Here is a 15,756-nt window from a genome sequence, read left to right as displayed (position 1 = left end):
GATGCGTCGCTTTCAGGCCGCTCGGACCATGAAGGCATGGATTCGGACCGAACTGATGAGCAGACGCTCACCCTGGAGGCGTTCGCCGACACGATCGTTCCCGGCGAGAAGCGCTCCTCCGACGACGTGGCCATCGCGGGCGCCTCGCCGGGCGGCGGCGCCGTCGTGGGGGGTGCGCTGGAACTGCTCGAGTGGGACGCCGCGGGTCTGAGCCAGGCGCTCGGCGACTACGTGCGCGACCTCAACGCGCACGCGCTGCGGTACGCCGACAAGCACGGGCTGACGCTCGACCCCGCGCTCCCCCCGTTCGCCGCGCTGTCGTTCGAGCGGCGCACCGACCTGGTCACGGTGCTGACCGAACCCGGCCACCCGGAGAAGGAGTTGTGGGTCCTGCTCGCGCTCTTCTGCTACATGGCCTACGACTCCGCGGCGCACATGGCGACCGCCGAGGCCATCGCCGCCGGGCACCCCGGGCTCACCTCGATGGGCATCACCGCGCCGGACGCCGACGGCCTGTGGCGCTACTCCGACAACTCCTACGGCCGGCCGCTGGCTCGCCTGCACCCCGACACGATCGCCTCAGGGAGCCTGGCATGACCAGCGTGGAACAGACCGACGTGCTCGTCGTCGGCAGCGGCTTCGGCGGCGCCATCGCCGCCTACCACCTCGCGGCGGGCGGCGCCGGCGTCGTCGTCCTCGAACGCGGGCCCTGGGTGGACACCGAGGAGTTCGAGCACGACTACAAGCTCGGCTCCTCCTACACCCGGATCTTCGACTTCACCGTCGGCGACGGCATGAACGTCCTCGGCGGCAACTGCGTCGGCGGCGGCAGCGTCATCTACTTCGCCGCGATGCCGCGCGCCCCCCGCTTCGTCTTCGAACGTCACGGCCACCTCGGCCGGCGCATGTGGCCGGCCGCCATCGACCGCGACAGCCTCGACCCGTGGTACGACCGTGTCGCCGAGGCGATCCCGGTCAGCACGCAGGGATGGGAGAACGTCTCGTACGCCGGCGGCCTGTGGGCGGCGGCCTGCGACCACTCCGGCCGCACCGCGAACCCGGTCCCGGTCGCGATCGACAACGACACCTGCGTCAAGTGCAACTGGATGATGGCCGGGTGCCGCTTCGGCGCCAAGCGCTCGCTGCTCACCAACTACCTGCCCGCCGCCATGGCGCACGGCGCGACCGTGCGCCCGCTGCACGAGGTGCAGCGCATCACCCGCAACGACGACGGCGGCTACCGCGTGCACTACGACCACATCGACGACGAGGACTACCGCGTGCGCGGCGAGTCCGGCGCCATCGACGCCAAGATCGTCATCCTCGCGGCCGGTGCCGGGGCCACCCCCGTCATCCTGCAGCGCAGCGAGCCGGTGCTCGGCACGATGCCGCACGGGGTCGGCCGCTACTTCTCCGGCAACGGCGAGCGCCTGGTCACCGCCGTGATGAACGAGGAGCGCATCCGCGAGGTCCTCGGCCTCGACCGCGGCGACGGCACCGCCTACGAGGCCTTCCACATCGGCAAGGGCCCCTGCGTCGCCAACTGGGACCGGCTCGACGGCGCGTTGCCCGAGTTCAGCCGCTACTCGCTGGAGCAGCTCTACTTCCCGCCCGGCCTCGGCACCATCCTCGCCCAGGTGCCGGAGGACCTGCGCCAGGGCCCCGGGCCCGCCTGGTTCGGCATGTCGAAGAAGGAGATGCTCAAGCACTGGAAGTCCTGGCTGATCATCTTCGAGATGATCGAGGACGGCAACGAGGGCGTCTTCGGGCCGCCGCCGCCCACCGGCAACGCCGTACGGATCAGCCAGCAGATGCTCGGCAGGGGCACGCTGCGCTACGACCCGCTGCCCAGCACGCTGCGCGCCTGGGCGCAGGCCGACGCCGACGCCAAGGAGATCCTGGAGCGCGACGGGCTGGCCCGTGCCGAGGCGTGGACCAACGACGTCGTCGGCGCCTACACGGTGCACCCGCTGGCCTCCTGCCGGATCGGCGACGACCCGGCCACCTCCGCCCTCGACGACCGCCACGAGCTGCGCGGGCATCCGGGGATCTTCGTCACGGACGGCTCGGCCGTACCGGGGGCGCTGACGGTCAACCCGGCCATGACGATCGCGGCGCTCGCCGAGCGCGCGATCCCCGGCATCGTCGAGGCCGCGCGGCAGCGGGGCGTCGACGTGCGCTACGGCGCCCCCGCCCCCGACGGCGGGACCAGCGGGCGGCGCGGCGTCGCCCATCTCGTGGACCGGCGATGACCGGCCTGTTCGCCCGCTTCACCCGGCGCAGGGGCCTGAGCCAGATCCGCCACGTCGCACCGGTGCACCCGAGGAACGCGCGTGGCCTGGTCGCCGCCGTCTACGCGCAGGTCGAGCACGACTTCGGGATGCTGGCGCCCCCGGTCGCGCTGCACGCGCCAGCGCCGCCGACGCTTGCGGCGGCGTGGGCGATGGTGCGCGAGACCCTGGTGGCCTCCGGGCCGCTGCCGAGGGCGGCCAAGGAGGCGGTGGCGACGGCGGTCTCCCAGCAGAACGCCTGCCCGTACTGCGCCGAGGTGCACGGCATGATGTCGTACGGGCTGCTGAGCGAGCCGGACGCCGTGGCGGTGAACGGCGGCAGGACCGGCGAGATCGCCGACGCGGAGATCAGGGGCGCGGTGGCCTGGGCCACCGGGGACCTCGCCGACGTGCCCGTGCCGGACGAGCAGGCCGCCGAGCTGTGGGGCACCGCCGTGACCTTCCACTACCTGAACCGGATGGTCAACGTGTTCCTGCCGGACGGGCTGTTCCCGGCGGGTGCGAACGTACCGATGCGGCTGGCCGGCAGGCTCGCGCGGCCGCTGGTGCTGCGGCGCAGCGAGCCGGGCGCGGCGGCGGGACTGCCCGCCGCCCGGCGGGTTCCCGAGGACCTGGGCTGGGCGGCGGGCAATCCCGCCGTCCGGGAGGCGTTCGCCGCCGCCTACGAGGTGATCGAGGAGGCCGGCGCGCGGGTGGTGCCGCAGGATGTGCGCGAGCTGGTGAGCGAGGAGGTCGCGCGGCGCGCGGGGCGGCCGCCCGGCCTCAGCAGGAGCTGGGTGCACGAGGCCGTGGCGTCGCTGCGCCCGGCCGAGCGGGCGGCGGGACGGCTGGCGCTGCTGACGGCGGTGGCCGCCTACCAGGTGGATCCGTCGGTCGTCGACGACTACCGCAGGACCGGCGCGGACGACCGGCACCTGGTCGAGCTCACCGCGTGGGCGAGCTGCACGGCGGCCAGGCACTGGGCGCGCACCCGGGCGGGGAGCCCGGGACAGGCCGTACGGCCGACGCGACCGCAGCGGCAGAAGAGCACGGCGCGAAGCGAACCAGACAGGAAGGCTGAGGCATGAGTGAACTGCAGAAGGTGATCGAGGACCTCACCGAGGAGAGCGCGGAGCTGGACCGGGTGCTGTCCGGGTTGCCCGCGGCCCGGTGGCAGGAGCCCACCCCCGCCCCCGGCTGGACGGTGGCCCACCAGGTCGGGCACCTGTCGTTCATCTACCGGATCGCCGGGATGGCCGCGGCCGACCCGCAGGGGTTCGAGGCGATGATCGCCTCTGCGAAGAACGGGCTGAGCGCGGCGGTCAACGCGGCGCTGGAGGAGTACGTCAAGCTGTCGCCCGCGGCGCTGCTGGCCCGCTGGCGGGAGGAGCGGACGGCCGGGTTGCGCGCGCTGGCCGCGCTGCCCGACGGGCAGGTGGTGCCGTGGCTGGTGCGGCCGATCCCGGTGGAGATCCTCGCCTCGGCCGGGATCATGGAGACCTTCGCCCACGGCCAGGACGTCCTGGACGCGCTCGGCCTCGTGCGCGAGCCGAACGACCGGTTGCGCTACCTGGTCATCTTCGCCGTGCTGACGTGGGACTTCGGCTACGAGGCGCGCGGCATGACCCCGCCGGACGTGCAGTTCAGGTATGAGCTCACCGCGCCGTCCGGCGAGCTGTGGGCTTACGGGCCGGAGACCTCCGACCAGCGGATCACCGGTTCGGCCTACGACTTCTGCATGCTCGTGACCCGGCGGCGGCACCGCGACGACTGCGACGTCAGCGCGGTCGGTGCCGAGGCCGAGGCGTGGCTGGACATCGCCCAGGCCTACCGGGGCCCCTCAGGCGAGGGCCGTAAACCAGGGCAGTTCACCAAGCTCTCCGCATAGAGGACCGCCCTGCGGGGCGGTCCTCACTCGACCGAGGCCCGCCCCGCGTTGGGTACCCCGACTCGTCGGTCGGCCTCCAGGAGCACCTCCGACAGCTTGCCCGGGGTGGACAGCATCGGCCAGCGGCCGGTGTCGATCGAGCGGAAGGTCCACCCCGCGTCGTCGCGCAGGCGCCGGATGTCGTCGCCGATGCTCCCCTCGAAGTGGTCCTTCTCGCAGATGACGTACGTCGCGGAGTGCGTCGCCAGCGGCCGCGCCAGGCTCGCCGGGTCGGTGATCGTGCGCCCGGGATGACCGACGAAACGGCCGCACAGCCACCGGGCGTCGCGGGGGGACAGATCCTGGCCGGCGGCGATGGCACCGACGGGTGGCGGAGGCAGCCGCCCGTCGTTCTCGTCGATGAGCGCCTTCTCCTCCTCGCGCAGGCTGTCGGGGAAGGCGTCGAGCATCGAGCGCCCGTCGTGGGCCACGAACCCCTCCACGTACACGGTGTGGGCCACCCGTTCCGGCGCCCGGTCGACCACGCACCCGGCGACGATGCCCCCGTAGTCGTGGGCGACCAGGATGATGTCGTCCAGTCCCTCCTCGATGAGCAGCGACAGCGCGTCGTCCACGTGGTCGTCGAGGGTGATCTGCTTGCGGTCGAGGTCGGCGAGGGACAGTCCGGACAGTGTCACGGCGATGGTACGGTGACCCGCGGCGCGCAGCTGCCGCTCGACGCGTTGCCATATCCACGCTCCGGCCCACAAGCCGGGGATGAGAACGTAACTCCTCATGGCGCGCCTTTCGAGATCATCGCTGCGGCCGTGACCCTGGTACGCGTCGCCTCATGGTGCCGTTGCGGGCTCCGGGGCGTACCGCGGACAGCGACAAGTCGTATCGGATCCGATCTTGACCGATCGTATGCGGAGACCGTGCCCGGCCGTTCGGAGTGCCGCTCCGATACGGACCCCCGCCGCGGCGAGCCCGGTCCTGTGTTCACACATATATACCGAGCGTAACGCGGCAGGCTGCGACAAAGCCAATGCAATCGCTGCGTTTTACCGCAAGGTAGGCACCGTTCACCGATCGGGCGTTCGGCAGGAAACGCGCCGCCCGGCGGGGGCACCGTACGGCGGGGCGGACGTGGGTCGAGGGGGCCGGGGGCGGCCGGCCGCCAGGAGGGAGGCGCGTTCTCGGCGGGCTGTGTGTGGTCCATGGGCGAATCCCTGAGATTCTTGATCGGTGGGCGGCTCCGTGTCAAAGCCTCCGTGCGCGGCCCGGCCCCAGCCGGGTGCGGACGACGCGGTCGAGGCGGTCGAGGCGGTCGCCCAGGGGCGCCTGGAGGGCCTCCGGAGCCCTCCGGAGCCCCGTTCATCCGGTGCGGGCCATGCTGTCCCGAACGTCGCTCATGGCTGCCTCCACGGCCGTGCGAAGAATGTGATCATTCTGGCGGCGCCGGGGCCGCCGGACCTTCTTCGCGATTGCTGAGGTGGATCGTTCCGCCGGGCGCACGGGACGAGCCCGGCCGGACCGGGTTGCGGACGGTCCTGCCGGGCTCGCGGGGCGGTGCGGGAAGGTGCAGGGAGGTGCAGGCCGGGTGCGGTCAGCGGTTCGCAGCCGGCACGCGGGAGCGGACGAGACGGTTGCCGAGGCGGGCGACCGGCTCTTCGACCAGGTAGAAGGCCAGGGTGGCCAGGACGATGGTGATGACCAGCACCTCGGCGAGGTACTGCCAGAAGTTGACCGTCCCGATGAGCATGGCCATGGGTTTGACCTCGGTGCCGAACACGCTGCCCAGGCGGTAGGCGGCGTACATGGCGGGGAAGTGCCACAGGTAGATGCCGTAGGAGATGCGGCCGAGGAAGCGCGAGACGGGGTTGCCGAGCACCGCGTCCATGAACCTCGACCGGGCGCCCGGCGCGAACAGCGGCACCGTGGCCAGCACCGCGAAGATGACGAACAGCAGGTGGTCCATGGTGGCCTGACTGGCCGGCGGGTAGCCGCCGTCGCCCGCGATGTAGAAGGGCTTGACGCAGTTGAGCACGTAGACCCCGAACGCGGCCCCCCACCACATCAGCGGCGACTTCCTGGCCAGCCGGTACAGAACGGGTTCGCGGCCGGTCAGCTCCTGGTGGGCCGTCAGCGCGGCGAACATCATGCCGATCGCCATCAGGCCGAGGAACCCGGGCGCCCAGAACATCTGGACCGGATACGGCGGGAAGATCGGCAGGTGGACGTAGATCTCCCAGGCGACGCCGAGCACGACGACGGGGACCAGCGACCACACGATGCGGCGGAGCTTGCCGTCCGGGTCGGCCGCGCGCCTGGCGAACTTGTTGATCAGCCAGGCGCCGAGCGGCAGGATCAGGTAGTAGCTGAGTTCGGCGGCGACGCTCCAGGTGATCTCCAGTCCGGGGATCATGAAGACTTCGCCGCCGTCGTACCACTGGGTGATCAGCAGGGGCCGGAGCACGTACCACACGCTGTCGATCGCGGGCAGGTTGATCAGCAGCAGCGAGGCGATGACGACCAGCCAGTAGCCGGGCAGGATGCGCAGCAGGCGCCGGACGAAGAACGGCTTGGACTTCGGCGCGCTCGTGTCGGCGAACGTCGCCTTGACGAACGGGCGGTACAGCAGCAGGCCCGACAGCAGGAAGAACGGCGACAGCCACACCGTCAGCCCGACGGCCACCCAGTTGAAGAACGGCCAGCCCTTGTACGGGCCGACGTCCATGACACCGCCCATGTAGGTGACGTGGGCGAGCAGCACCGCGATGGCGGAGACCCCGCGGATACCGTCAAGGACGGGCACCCGGGCTTTCCCCGGCTCCGCCGCCTCCGGCTTTGGAACGTTCTTGGCCCCTTCTTCGGGGGTGCCCGCTAACTCGGCGACCATCGCTGTGCTCCTTTGTGCGAGGGGTGGAGACCTCGATTCGTGCGTCATTCAAGACTGCGGACGAAGGGAGCACATCTTCCAGAATGCTGATATTTTCAGCAGTTCTACATTTGTCACAGTATGCGGGTGAATGACCGGATATCATCCACCAGCAATACCGGCTCCTCCAGCGCCGCGAAGTGGCCGCCGCGCCCGAACTCGGTCCAGTGCGCGATCGTCGGGATGTCGCGGTCGGCCAACCGGCGGATCGGCAGGAACAGGTCGTGCGGGAAGACCGCCACACCCACCGGCACCGACTGAGGCGGCGGCACCGCTCCCGAGACCGCGTGCCGCACGTCCTCGGCGCCCTCGTAGTAGAAGTGCGCCGACGTGCCCGCCGTACCGGTCAGCCAGTAGAGCGTCACGAGCGCCAGGATCCGGTCGCGGTCGATCGCGTCCTCCGGCAGCTTGCCCGACGGGTCGGTCCACTCCTGGAACTTCTCCACCATCCAGGCGAGCTGCCCGACGGGCGAGTCGGTGAGGCCGTAGCCCAGCGTCTGCGGCCGGGTCTGCTGGATCTTCATGTAGCCGGACTGGTCGACGTCGAAGCGCCGCAACTGATCGAGGCGCCGCAGGTCCTCCTCGCTCAGCGCCTCCAGCTCGGCGGGGTCGCCGGACGGGAAGGTCATCAGCATGTTCACGTGCACCCCGAGCACGTGCTCCGGGTCCATGAGCCCGAGCACCAGGGAGATCACCGACCCGGCGTCGCCGCCCTGGGCGACGTACCCGTCATAGCCCAGCCTGCTCATCAGCTCCGCCCACGCCCGTGCGATCCTCGGCACGTCCCAGCCGGTACTGCGCAGCGTCGAGAACCCGTAGCCCGGGATCGAGGGGATGACCAGGTGGAAGGCGTCCGAGGGGTCGCCGCCGTAGGCGACCGGGTTGGTCAGCGGCCCGATGACGTCGCCGAACTCCGGGAACCCGCCCGGCCAGCCGTGCGTGAGCAGCAGCGGGGTGGCCTCCGGCTCGGGTGAGCGGATGTGGAACACGTGCACGGACTCGCCGTCCAGCTCGGTGACGAACTGCGGGTAGCGGTTGAACTCCGCCTCGACCGCGCGCCAGTCGAAGGACGTGCGCCAGTGGTCCGCCAGCTCCTTCAGGTAGTCCAGCGGCACGCCCCTCTCCCAGCCGAACCCGGACAGTTCGGCCGGCCATCTGGTGGCGGCGAGCCGGCGGCGCAGATCCTCGATCTGGGCCTCGGGAACAGAAATGCGGAATGGTTTCACTGAGAAATCCCCCTTGCGCGTGCCGAATGGCGAGAAAAGAGCACCCGGCTCTTCGCCGGAATTCTCACCAGCCCCCGGATTCTCTTTCAACTTCTGATGTGCGCCCTGGTAGCGCACACGCAGAGAAGCCGGCGCGCAGGCCCGGAGGACACCATTGGCCAAGGCACTACGGACACCTTGACGGGGTGAAGAAGTGGTTCAGAATGACGCGACCGTCGAATTCGACGGCGAGAAATTGGACATCGACGGCGTCCGCCGGGTCGCCGAGGACCGGGCGCGGGCAGCGCTGGACCAGTCCACTTTGGATCGGGTGAGAACGAGCCGGCAGCACTTCGAGGACATGGTCCGGCGGGGCGTTCCCGTCTACGGTGTCACGACCGGCTACGGCGAGATGATCTACATGCTCGTCGGCACCTCCAAGGAGGTCGAGCTGCAGACCAACCTGGTCCGCAGCCACAGCGCCGGCGTCGGCCCGCTGTTCTCGGAGATCGAGGCGCGGGCGATGGTCGCCGCCCGCCTGAACGCGCTGGCCAAGGGCCACTCCGCGGTACGCCCCGAGCTCCTGGAGCGCCTCGCGCTCTACCTCAACCTGGGGATCACCCCGGCCATCCCGGAGATCGGCTCGCTCGGCGCGAGCGGCGACCTCGCCCCCCTGTCGCACATCGCCACCGCGCTCATCGGCGAGGGCTACGTGCTGCGCGGCGGCGAACGCGTCGAGACCGCCTCCGTCCTGCGCGAACACGGCATCGAGCCGCTGGAGCTGCGCTTCAAGGAGGGCCTGGCGCTGATCAACGGCACCTCGGCGATGACCGGGCTCGGCTGCCTGGTGCTCGGCCACGCGCTCAACCAGATCCGCCAGGCCGAGATCGTCACGGCCCTGGCCGTGGAGACGCTCCAGGGGTCGCTGAGCCCGTTCCAGCCCGAGGGGCACGACCTGGCCCGCCCGCACCGGGGCCAGGTCGACACCGCCGCGAACCTGCGCGCCCTGCTCGCGGGCACCCGCCTGGCCGTCGAGCACGCCGACCTGCGCGACCAGGCCAAGCAGCAGCAGAGCGGCGAGGTCTCGCGCACCGACGTGTGGATCCAGAAGGCCTACACGCTGCGCGCGATCCCGCAGGTGGTCGGCGCCGTGCGCGACACCGTCTACCACGCCGCCCAGACCGTCGAGACCGAGCTCAACTCGGCCAACGACAACCCGCTGTTCTTCGAGGGCAGGGAGGTCTTCCACGGCGCGAACTTCCACGGCCAGCCGGTCGCGTTCGTGATGGACTTCACCACCGTCGCGCTCACCCAGCTCGGCGTGTTCTCGGAGCGGCGCACCAACCGGCTGCTCAACCGCTACCTGTCGGGGCTGCCGGAGTTCCTCGTCGCCTCCGGCGAACCCGGCCTCAACAGCGGCTTCGCCGGCGCGCAGTACCCGGCGACGGCGCTCGTCGCGGAGAACCGGACCATCGGCCCGGCCAGCACGCAGAGCATCCCCTCCAACGGCGACAACCAGGACGTCGTCAGCATGGGCCTCATCTCCGCGCGCAACGCCCGCCGGGTGCTGTCCAACAACGACTACATCCTCGCCGTCGAATACCTCGCCGCCGCCCAGGCCGTGGACGTCTCCGGCCGGTACGACGGGCTCAGCCCCGCCGGCCGGGCCACCTATGAGACGGTCCGCGCCCTCGCCCCCACGGTGGAGCACGACCGCTACATGGCCGACGACATCGAGCGGGTGGCCGCGGCGCTGTCGCGGGGCGAGTTCCTCCACGTCGTCCAGCAGGCGGGCATCGAGCTGCGGTGAACCGCCGATCACGAAAGGCGCCCCATCGATGAGCAAGACCACGCGGATCCCGGTGTCCTTCGCCCAGCAGTTGCTGTGCGCCTTCGACTCCGGTGACCCGGATTCCGGGCCGTTCGGCCCCCGGCACAACATCACCTGGGCCTGGCGGGTGCGCGGCGCCGTCGACACCGGCACGCTGCGCGCGGCCCTCGGCGACGTCGTCGCCAGGCACGAGGTGCTGCGCACCAGGATCGAGCGCGACGGCGACGAGCTCTACCAGAGCGTCGCCCCGCCGTGCCCGGCCGAGGTGATCGAACGGGACCTGTCGGGAACCGCGCGGGAAGCGCGCGCCCGGCGCGCGGAGGAACTGGAGATCGAGATCGAGGGCGGCGCCTTCGGCATCGAGCCGCTGCCGCTGCTGCGGGCCTTCCTCGGCCGCTTCGACCAGGAGGACTCCGTCCTGGTCCTCGTGGCCCACCACGCCGCGGTGGACGGCTGGTCGATGCAGGTGCTGGCCGGCGACCTCGCCGCCGCCTACGCGCGGCGGCGCGGCCACGCCGTCGCCGAGCGCCCGGCGCCCGCGCAGTACGCCGAGTTCGCGACCTGGCAGCGGGAGGCGGCGGCCGAGTCGGTGCCGGCCGCCGCCCGCGCCTACTGGCGCGAACGGCTGAGTGGCGGGCGCATGGCCACGATGACCACGGACCACCCGCGCTCGGCGGACCTGCCGAAGAACACCGCGGTCATCCGGTACGCCGTCGACGCCGACCTGTCGGCCGCCCTGGCCGCAGCCGCGAAGGACAGCCGCAGCTCTCCCTTCATGGTCCTGCTCGCCGCCTACAACGTGCTGCTGGCCAGGCGGACCGGAGCGCGCGACATCGTGGTGCCGACCATCGGCGCCAACCGCAAGCAGTCGCGCTTCCAGGACACCGTGGGGAACTTCACGAACTTCATCCCGTTGCGCACCGATGTGACGGGATGTGCCACCTTCCGCGAGGTCATCGACCGGACCCGCGCGACCTGCATCGAGGCGTACTCACGGGAGATCCCCTTCCTCGCCGTCCTCGGCGAGGCGCCCGAGCTGATGGCCCGCGCCGGTGAGGACGACCAGGCCCTCGTCGCCTTCCAGGTGCTGCAACTGCCCTTCCTCATCGAGGGCGAGCGCGTCGGCGACCTGGAGCTGACCAACATCCCCCGGCGGCTGTCGCAGCAGGCCGCCACCGAGATCCCCGACGGCGCCCTGTGGCAGCTCGACGTCGCGCCCACCGGCGAGATCAACGTCTACCTGGGGTTCAACACCCACAAGTTCAACGAGATCACCATGCGGACGCTGGCCGACGACCTCAACCAGGTGCTGAAGGACGGCGCTCTCGACCCGCACGCCCCCTTGCGGATCTGACGAAGAGACAGGTAGCGACGTGAACGCAGACGTGAACGGAAGGATCATCATCCCGGCGGGCGACCCGCGCTACGAGAGCCTGCTGCGCGGCACCAACCACCGGTTCGTCGCCAAACCCGACCAGGTGTGCGTGGTGACGAGCACCGAGCAGGTGGTCGCGGCCGTCGGCGAGGCCGTCGCCGCAGGGCTGCGGGTCGCGGTGCGCAGCGGCGGGCACGGCTTCGAGGGCTTCTTCGCCACCGAGGGCGGTGTCCTGCTCGACCTGTCGGAGATGACGGAGGTCTCCTACGACCCCGCCCGCGCGGCCTTCGCCATCCAGCCCGGCGCCACCCTCGGCCACGTCTACCGGGTGCTGTTCAAAGGCTGGAACGTGACCATCCCCGGCGGCGAGTGCACCGAGGTCGGCGTCGGCGGGCACTTCGCCGGCGGCGGCTACGGGCCGCTGTCGCGGCGCCTCGGCGCCGTCGTCGACTACCTGTACGCGGTCGAGGTCGTCGTCGTGGACGCGGACGGCACCGCCCGCGCGATCGTCGCCACCCGCGAGCCCGGCGACCCCCACCGCGAGCTGTGGTGGGCGCACACGGGCGGCGGCGGCGGCAACTTCGGCGTCGTGACCCGCTACTGGGTCCGCTCGCCCGGCGTCGTCTCCGCCGACCCCGCCAAGCTGCTGCCGAAGGCGCCCAGCCGCTGGCGGGTCGCCTACTGCATGTGGCCCTGGGAGTCGATGACCCGCGAGTCGTTCACGACGCTGCTGCGCAACACCGGCACCTGGTTCGAACGCAACAGCGCCCCCGGGTCGCCGCACGCCCAGCACTCCGCCTCCTTCTACGCCTCGCACCGCTCCGGCGGGGCGCTGCTGCTCCAGGCGATGGTCGACGACGAGATCCCCGGCGCCGCCGACCTGATCGACGCCTACTTCGACACCGTCGGCGAGGGCGTCGGCGTGCCGTCCACCCGCACCCACACCGTACGCCCCTGGCTGTACTTCGCCGCCTACCCGAACTGGGGCGACCCCGGCACCCAGGACATCCGCCGCATCAAGATCAAGGCCGCCTACCTGCGCAAGGGGTACACCGAGCCGCAACTGGCCGCGATCTGGGAGCACCTCACCGGCGAGGAGGGCACCGGCAACCAGCTCATCCTCATCGGCTACGGCGGCCAGGTGAACACCGTCGCCCCCGACGCCACGGCGACGGCCCAGCGCGACTCGGTGCTCAAGGCCGCCTACATGGCCGTATGGGGCGACGAGGCGGACGACCACCGCCACATCGCCCGGCTGCGCGAGTTCTACCGCGACGTCTACGCCGACACGGGCGGCGTCCCCGTGCCCGGCGGGGCCGGCGACGGGTCCTACATCAACTACCCGGACGTCGATCTCGCCGACCCGGCCTGGAACACCTCGGGCGTGCCCTGGTCCGCCCTCTACTACAAGGACAACTATCCGAGGCTGCGGGAGGTCAAGCGGCGCTACGACCCGCGTGACGAGTTCCGCCACGCCCTGTCCGTCCAGTTGCCGGGAACACCGCGGGACACACCGCCCGGAACACCTCCGGGAACACTGCCGGGAGCACCGTGACACCCGGCCCTCACCGCCCCCACCGAAAGGACCTCCGATGGCTGAACCGGAGAGCCCGCGTCCCCTCACCGGCGCCGAGTACCTGGAGAGCCTGCGGGACGAACGCGAGATCTACATCTACGGCGAACGCGTCAAGGACGTCACCGCCCACCCGGCCTTCCACAACCCGGCCAGGATGGTGGCCCGCCTGTACGACGCGCTGCACGATCCGGCGACCAAGGACACGCTGACCTGCCCGACCGACACCGGCAGCGGCGGCTACACCCACCACTTCTTCACGACCCCGCACAGCGCCGACGACCTCGTCGCCGACCAGCGGGCCATCGCCGCGTGGGCGCGGCTGAGCTACGGCTGGATGGGCCGCAGCCCCGACTACAAGGCCTCCTTCCTCGGCACACTCGGTGCCAACGCCGACTTCTATGAGCCGTACGCGGACAACGCCCGCCGCTGGTACCGCGAGTCGCAGGAGAAGGTCCTGTACTGGAACCACGCGATCGTGCACCCGCCGGTCGACCGCGACCGCCCGGCCGACGAGGTCGCCGACGTGTTCGTCCACGTCGAGAAGGAGACCGACGCCGGGCTGGTCGTCAGCGGCGCCAAGGTCGTGGCCACCGGGTCGGCGCTGACGCATTACAACTTCGTCGCCCACTACGGCCTGCCGATCAGGAAGCGCGAGTTCGCGCTGGTGGCGACCATCCCGATGGGCGCCCCGGGGGTGAAACTGATCTGCCGCACCTCCTACACCGCCTCGGCCGCCGTGATGGGCAGCCCCTTCGACTACCCGCTGTCGTCGCGCCTGGACGAGAACGACACCATCTTCGTCCTGGACAAGGTGCTCATCCCCTGGGAGAACGTGTTCATCTACGGAGACCTCGGCAAGGTGCAGATGTTCACCGGCCGCTCCGGCTTCCCCGAGCGTTTCACCTTCCACGGCTGCACCCGGCTGGCGGTGAAGCTGGAGTTCCTCGCCGGGCTGCTGGCCAAGGCCCTGGAGATGACCGGCGTCGACGGCTTCAGAGGCGTGCAGGCCCGCCTCGGCGAGGTGCTCGCCTGGCGCAACCTGTTCTGGGCGCTGTCGGACGCCGCCGCACGCAACCCGGTGGACTGGGTCGGCGGCGCCGTACTGCCCAACCCGGCCTACGGCATGGCCTACCGGTGGTTCATGCAGACCGGCTACCCGCGCATCAGGGAGATCGTCCAGCAGGACATCGCCAGCGGGCTCATCTACCTCAACTCCAGCGCCGAGGACTTCGCCAACCCGCACCTGCGGCCCTACCTCGACCGGTTCCTGCGCGGCTCGAAGGGCACCACGGCGGAGAGTCGGGTCAAGCTCATGAAACTGCTGTGGGACGCGGTCGGCACCGAGTTCGGCGGCAGGCACGAGTTGTACGAGCGCAACTACGCGGGCAACCACGAGAACGTGCGCACCGAACTGCTGTTCTCGCAGATCGCGAGTGGCGAGCTCGACGGGTACAAGGCGTTCGTCGAGCAGTGCATGGACGAGTACGACCTGTCGGGCTGGACCGTACCGGACCTGTCGTCGTTCCCGCATCTGCGCGGTGCCCGCGACGGTCTGATCAACGGCTGACTTCGACCCAGGAGGGTGAACATGACCAGCGAGAGCGAGATCGAACGGCGGGCCACCGAGATCTGGCGCGAGGTGCTCGGCGCCCGGCCCGGCCAGGACGCGGCCACCTTCTTCGAGTTGTCCGGCCAGTCCATCACCGCAGTGCGCATCACCACCCGGGTCGAGGACGAGATCGGCGTCCTGGTGGACATCGGGGAACTGTTCGAGGACCCGGACCTGCCCGGGTTCGTGGCTCTCGTGGTCGCCAAGGCCCGGCAGGAGAAGCTGTCGGCCTGACCCGCAACGCGCAAGATGTGCGCGTCCGGGCCGGATGACACGATGGGAGTGCGGGCCAAGGGCCCGCAGCAGGGGCACCGTAGGCGGTGCCTGCTCAAGGGGCCTGCTCAAGGGGCCTGCTCAAGGGGCCGGCTCAAAGGGCCGGCTCAAAGAGGCCCGCCGGCGCAAAGGGGTCGGCTGTTCACAGGGGCCGGCCCCAGGGGCCGAGGTCCACCTCCTTCCCGCTCACCGTCGGCGCACTCCCGCCCGTGAGCACGGTCGCGTACCAGGCCCGAGCCGAGCACGGCCCGGCCATCTCTCGGCGGCGCGAGGCTGATCGCACGGCCGCGCCGGTCCCCGATCCGTCATCGCGGCGAAAGGAACACCATGTCCACGACCATGCCCACCGAGGTACCGGCCGCCCAGCAGGCGGCCGTCGCGACGATCGCCCAGCGGATGATCGCGGCCTGGGCGCACCACGACGCCGACGGCTTCGCCAACCTGTTCATCGAGAGCGGCACCCTGATCCTGCCCGGGGTGCTGCGGCAGGGGCGCGAGGACATCCGCGCCTTCTTCAAGCACGCCTTCGAGAACGAGTTCAAGGGCACCCAGGTCACCGGCAAGCCGATCAGCATGCGCTTCTTCGGCCCCGACGTGGCGCTGCTGCTGTCGCAGGGCGGCGTGATCGCGCCGGGCGAGACCGAGGTGGCGGACGCGCAGTCGATCCGGGCCTCCTGGTTCGTCGTGCGCGTAGACGACCAGTGGCAGCTCGCCGCATACCAGAACAGCCCCATGAACACCCGCCTGGCGACGCCGGGCAGCTGATCACCGGAATCCGGCCCGCCTCCACCTCTCGGCCGAGAGGTGGAGGC

Annotated in this window: 13 protein-coding genes; 10 read left to right on the top strand and 3 right to left on the bottom strand. The window is 70.9% G+C overall.

The genetic code is table 11. The features are described from left to right. Positions 1 to 36 precede the first annotated feature (36 nt). From ABD120_RS32580 to ABD120_RS32565, 4 genes are read left to right on the top strand one after another with little or no spacing between them, the layout of a single operon-like run. Entirely contained in the window at positions 37 to 597 is a 561-nt protein-coding gene (locus ABD120_RS32580) for a DUF5987 family protein (protein ID WP_343954081.1), read from the top strand. Further along, complete coding sequence (locus tag ABD120_RS32575) at positions 594 to 2,252, top strand: GMC family oxidoreductase N-terminal domain-containing protein (protein WP_343954080.1); 1,659 nt, start codon at positions 594 to 596, stop codon at positions 2,250 to 2,252. The genes ABD120_RS32580 and ABD120_RS32575 overlap by 4 nt, the downstream gene beginning before the upstream one ends. Further along, a complete protein-coding gene (locus ABD120_RS32570) occupies positions 2,249 to 3,358 on the top strand; it encodes a carboxymuconolactone decarboxylase family protein (protein ID WP_343954079.1) in 1,110 nt (369 codons plus the stop codon). The genes ABD120_RS32575 and ABD120_RS32570 overlap by 4 nt, the downstream gene beginning before the upstream one ends. Next, the gene (locus ABD120_RS32565; protein ID WP_343954078.1) at positions 3,355 to 4,158 is read left to right on the top strand and encodes a TIGR03084 family metal-binding protein; all 804 of its coding nucleotides are present in this window, start codon (positions 3,355 to 3,357) and stop codon (positions 4,156 to 4,158) included. The genes ABD120_RS32570 and ABD120_RS32565 overlap by 4 nt, the downstream gene beginning before the upstream one ends. Before the next feature lie 23 nt (positions 4,159 to 4,181). Here ABD120_RS32565 and ABD120_RS32560 read toward each other — a convergent pair whose 3' ends face one another. From ABD120_RS32560 to ABD120_RS32550, 3 genes are all read right to left on the bottom strand, one after another. Beyond that, positions 4,182 to 4,934: an alpha/beta fold hydrolase gene (locus ABD120_RS32560; RefSeq protein WP_343954077.1), complete on the bottom strand. Its 753-nt coding sequence runs from the start codon at positions 4,932 to 4,934 to the stop codon at positions 4,182 to 4,184. An 809-nt stretch (positions 4,935 to 5,743) separates the two neighbouring features. Continuing rightward, positions 5,744 to 7,036, bottom strand: a complete 1,293-nt coding sequence (locus tag ABD120_RS32555; protein WP_343954076.1) for an acyltransferase family protein — start codon at positions 7,034 to 7,036, stop codon at positions 5,744 to 5,746. 113 nt (positions 7,037 to 7,149) lie between these two features. Continuing rightward, entirely contained in the window at positions 7,150 to 8,301 is a 1,152-nt protein-coding gene (locus tag ABD120_RS32550) for an epoxide hydrolase family protein (protein ID WP_343954075.1), read from the bottom strand. A 193-nt stretch (positions 8,302 to 8,494) separates the two neighbouring features. On the opposite strand from ABD120_RS32550, the gene cmdF reads away from it, so the two are divergent. The 6 genes from cmdF (at position 8,495) to ABD120_RS32520 (ending at position 15,709) form a co-directional block, all read left to right on the top strand. Then, on the top strand, positions 8,495 to 10,090 hold the full coding sequence (gene cmdF, locus ABD120_RS32545) for a tyrosine 2,3-aminomutase (protein WP_343954074.1): 1,596 nt from the start codon (positions 8,495 to 8,497) through the stop codon (positions 10,088 to 10,090). A 28-nt stretch (positions 10,091 to 10,118) separates the two neighbouring features. After that, entirely contained in the window at positions 10,119 to 11,465 is a 1,347-nt protein-coding gene (locus tag ABD120_RS32540) for a condensation domain-containing protein (protein ID WP_343954073.1), read from the top strand. 19 nt (positions 11,466 to 11,484) lie between these two features. Beyond that, positions 11,485 to 13,041: an FAD-binding oxidoreductase gene (locus ABD120_RS32535; protein ID WP_343954072.1), complete on the top strand. Its 1,557-nt coding sequence runs from the start codon at positions 11,485 to 11,487 to the stop codon at positions 13,039 to 13,041. Between the two features lie 37 nt (positions 13,042 to 13,078). Then, the gene (locus ABD120_RS32530; RefSeq protein ID WP_343954071.1) at positions 13,079 to 14,629 is read left to right on the top strand and encodes a 4-hydroxyphenylacetate 3-hydroxylase family protein; all 1,551 of its coding nucleotides are present in this window, start codon (positions 13,079 to 13,081) and stop codon (positions 14,627 to 14,629) included. Between the two features lie 21 nt (positions 14,630 to 14,650). Then, positions 14,651 to 14,905: a phosphopantetheine-binding protein gene (locus tag ABD120_RS32525; RefSeq protein ID WP_343954070.1), complete on the top strand. Its 255-nt coding sequence runs from the start codon at positions 14,651 to 14,653 to the stop codon at positions 14,903 to 14,905. 366 nt (positions 14,906 to 15,271) lie between these two features. Next, positions 15,272 to 15,709 carry an SgcJ/EcaC family oxidoreductase gene (locus tag ABD120_RS32520; protein ID WP_343954069.1) on the top strand — a complete coding sequence of 146 codons (438 nt, stop codon included), beginning with the start codon at positions 15,272 to 15,274 and terminating at the stop codon, positions 15,707 to 15,709. Positions 15,710 to 15,756: the final 47 nt, after the last annotated feature.

The organism is Nonomuraea longicatena, from assembly GCF_039525605.1.
Classification (GTDB): domain Bacteria; phylum Actinomycetota; class Actinomycetes; order Streptosporangiales; family Streptosporangiaceae; genus Nonomuraea; species Nonomuraea longicatena.
The sequence above is the reverse complement of the archived record's forward strand: the minus strand, read 5'-3'. Positions and strand labels throughout refer to the sequence as shown.

Bases quoted from the DNA above. Each gene is read 5' to 3' on its own strand.
- ABD120_RS32580 (WP_343954081.1), top strand. From the start codon at position 37: ATGGATTCGGACCGAACTGATGAGCAGACGCTCACCCTGGAGGCGTTC.
- ABD120_RS32575 (WP_343954080.1), top strand. From the start codon at position 594: ATGACCAGCGTGGAACAGACCGACGTGCTCGTCGTCGGCAGCGGCTTC.
- ABD120_RS32570 (WP_343954079.1), top strand. From the start codon at position 2,249: ATGACCGGCCTGTTCGCCCGCTTCACCCGGCGCAGGGGCCTGAGCCAG.
- ABD120_RS32565 (WP_343954078.1), top strand. From the start codon at position 3,355: ATGAGTGAACTGCAGAAGGTGATCGAGGACCTCACCGAGGAGAGCGCG.
- ABD120_RS32560 (WP_343954077.1), bottom strand. From the start codon at position 4,934: ATGAGGAGTTACGTTCTCATCCCCGGCTTGTGGGCCGGAGCGTGGATA.
- ABD120_RS32555 (WP_343954076.1), bottom strand. From the start codon at position 7,036: ATGGTCGCCGAGTTAGCGGGCACCCCCGAAGAAGGGGCCAAGAACGTT.
- ABD120_RS32540 (WP_343954073.1), top strand. From the start codon at position 10,119: ATGAGCAAGACCACGCGGATCCCGGTGTCCTTCGCCCAGCAGTTGCTG.
- ABD120_RS32530 (WP_343954071.1), top strand. From the start codon at position 13,079: ATGGCTGAACCGGAGAGCCCGCGTCCCCTCACCGGCGCCGAGTACCTG.
- ABD120_RS32525 (WP_343954070.1), top strand. From the start codon at position 14,651: ATGACCAGCGAGAGCGAGATCGAACGGCGGGCCACCGAGATCTGGCGC.
- ABD120_RS32520 (WP_343954069.1), top strand. From the start codon at position 15,272: ATGTCCACGACCATGCCCACCGAGGTACCGGCCGCCCAGCAGGCGGCC.